This window comes from Tissierellales bacterium, from assembly GCA_025210965.1.
Lineage (GTDB): Bacteria > Bacillota > Clostridia > Tissierellales > JAOAQY01 > JAOAQY01.
The window spans coordinates 1-2,946 of record JAOAQY010000200.1; the positions used below are offsets into that span (position 1 = coordinate 1).

A 2,946-nucleotide genomic window follows, 5' to 3' on the forward strand; every position below is an offset into this window, starting at 1 on the left:
AGTTCAAGACTTTCAAAAAGAGAATCTAGTGACAATGGCGGAGGGGCAACACCTGTATCCATACCGAACACAGAAGTTAAGCCCTCTAGCGCTGATGGTACTTGGCTGGAGACGGCCTGGGAGAGTAGGACGTCGCTGGATCTCGAAATTAAAACTTGCAAATGATTTTGCAAGTTTTTTTGTGCGTAAAATTTTATACTGAAAAAACTTCTTGACAAATTTCAAAAAAACCTTATAATTATATAGTATGTGCTATAACTTAAGAGCGCGGAAAATAGAAAATTAAACGAATAGACGAGTAGAGAAAGGTTGTGTAGGGTATGAAACCTATGTATATCAAACACACAACTAAATATAGAACACTACGAGTAACATTTTAAAAATGGGACAGGATTTCTGCCCCATTTTTTCTTTTTTATTAGCAGAAACAAGCTGAAACAAAATGTAGAAAAATGAGAAACCAGACATAGAAACAAGATAACATATACGGTAATTTTTGAGGAGGAGAATGAAGAATGGAAAAAACAACAAAGTATATTTTTGTAACAGGCGGTGTTGTATCATCACTTGGAAAAGGAATCACAGCAGCATCATTAGGACAATTATTAAAGGCTAGAGGACTTAGCGTTACTATCCAAAAATTTGACCCATACATCAACATTGACCCAGGAACAATGAGCCCATACCAACATGGTGAGGTATTTGTAACAGATGATGGAGCTGAGACAGACTTAGACCTTGGACACTACGAGAGATTCACAGACGTGAACTTATCACAAAACTCAAACGTTACATCAGGAAGAGTATATTGGTCAGTACTTAACAAAGAGCGCCGTGGGGATTATTTGGGTGGAACAGTACAGGTTATTCCACATATCACAAATGAAATCAAAGAGCGTATGCAAAGAGCAGCTAAAGAAAAAGCAGTTGACGTTGTTATAACTGAAATTGGTGGAACAGTTGGAGATATCGAGAGTTTACCATTCTTAGAGGCAATAAGACAATTAAAATATGACTTAGGAAAAGAAAATGTTCACTACATCCACGTGACATTAGTACCTTACCTTTCAAAAGCTGGTGAATTAAAAACAAAACCAACGCAGCATTCAGCAAAAGAACTTAGAAGTTTAGGTATTCAACCAGATACAATCGTATGTCGTACAGAAAAAGAATTATCTCAAGAACTTAAAGAGAAGATTGGTTTATTCTGTAACTTAGATCCTAGAAATGTAATTCAAAATACAGATGCAGAGACACTTTACGATGTACCACTTATGCTTGAAGAAGAAGGTCTTCCACAACTAGTAATAGATGGACTTGGTCTTGAGTGTAAAGAGCCAGATCTTGCAGAGTGGACAGATATGGTAGAGCGTAGCAAAAACGTTAAAAACAAAGTTAGAATAGGACTTGTTGGAAAATACGTAGAACTTAGAGATGCTTACCTTTCAGTAGCAGAATCACTTAAGCATGCAGGTATTGCAAATGATGCAGAAGTTGATATAGAGTGGATTCACTCAGAAGAAGTTTGCGATGATTCTTGTGAAGAACAATTAAAAGGACTTGACGGAATTCTAGTTCCAGGAGGATTTGGAGATAGAGGAATCGAAGGTAAAATATGTGCTGTAAAATATGCAAGAGAGAACAATATCCCATTCCTTGGAATATGTCTTGGAATGCAAATGGTAGTAGTTGAATTTGCTAGAAACGTATTAGGACTTGAAGGAGCACATTCTTCAGAACTTGATCCAGATACAAAATATCCAGTAATAGACATCATGTCAGATCAAGTAGATATCGAAGACATGGGTGGAACTATGAGACTAGGTCTTTATCCATGTAAGGTATCTATGGATACTAAAGCATATGCAGCATATGGCGAAGATTTAATCTACGAACGTCACAGACATAGATATGAATTCAACAGCTATTATAGAGAGCAAATGGAAGCAAAAGGATTAGTAATCAGTGGAATCAGTCCTGATGAGAGACTAGTTGAAATGGTAGAGCTAAAAGACCATCCTTGGTTTGTAGCAGCTCAATTCCATCCAGAGTTTAAATCAAGACCAACAAAATCACATCCATTGTTCAGAGACTTTGTGAAGAGCGCAGTTGAACAAAGTAAATAATTCTAAACAAGTAGTTATAAACAAGTAGTTATAAACAAGTAGTTAAAACAAGTAGTTAAAACAAGTAGTTTTTTTAAATGAGTATTTCTAAACAAATACAATCAGTACTACTTGTAGAGAAATTCAATTCGGGCATGTAGCAACCTATTCAAATGGTTCTCATGAATTTTTTCTTCGCAGAATGTTATAAACAAAAGTGTGAAAACTTCCCAAAGGAAAACCCAACCACCGACAAATACACCTTCTCTAATTATTTCAAGAGCAAGGTGTTCTGTCCATATAGGCCGTGAATAAGCCAGTAACAAAAACAAAAGAGCTAGAGATGAATAAGCCATGAGCTTTTCTCTCAGCTTTTTTTTATGTCTATAAAGACGTCCCAAAAGAAATCTAAAGTGATTCGTATAAGCTTTTTTCAAAAGAACTTCTTTTTTATCATTTCGAATAGATTCTGGCAAATGAAGTTTGATAGCAATATTGTACCGGAGAGGAATATCTAGTGCAGAGTCAGTTATGAAATCACTAAACTCATCTTCTATATCTCTCTTTTTAAAGGGAGAAGGATCCCAATCATCGTAGACATCATCATAAGAACCCAATGAAACAGCTATTATGTATGCTTTTAAATCAGAATCAAACTTATAAGAATTCTGGAAATAAGGCATACTAGATTTTGATCTGCAATGATTGCACGATTCATGTTTCTTTTGGAAGAAGTATTTAAACACAAAATCACCCCTGTAAATACATTAATTACCAAGTAAATACCCAAACAGACATGTGTGAAACATTTGTGATTAATGCTTACAAGTTCACCTGAACT

General features: G+C 35.5%; 2 protein-coding genes and 1 rRNA gene. 2 read left to right on the top strand and 1 reads right to left on the bottom strand.

Features of this window, described 5'->3' with window-relative positions:
* Positions 1-24 precede the first annotated feature (24 nt).
* Positions 25-141: ribosomal RNA gene (gene rrf / locus N4A40_14555) — 5S ribosomal RNA — on the top strand.
* Positions 142-515: 374 nt separating this feature from the next.
* The gene (locus tag N4A40_14560; GenBank protein MCT4663076.1) at positions 516-2,126 is read left to right on the top strand and encodes a CTP synthase; all 1,611 of its coding nucleotides are present in this window, start codon (positions 516-518) and stop codon (positions 2,124-2,126) included.
* Positions 2,127-2,233: 107 nt separating this feature from the next.
* Here N4A40_14560 and N4A40_14565 read toward each other — a convergent pair whose 3' ends face one another.
* Positions 2,234-2,851 (bottom strand): hypothetical protein, encoded by a 618-nt coding sequence (locus N4A40_14565; GenBank protein MCT4663077.1) that lies wholly within the window; start codon positions 2,849-2,851, stop codon positions 2,234-2,236.
* Positions 2,852-2,946: the final 95 nt, after the last annotated feature.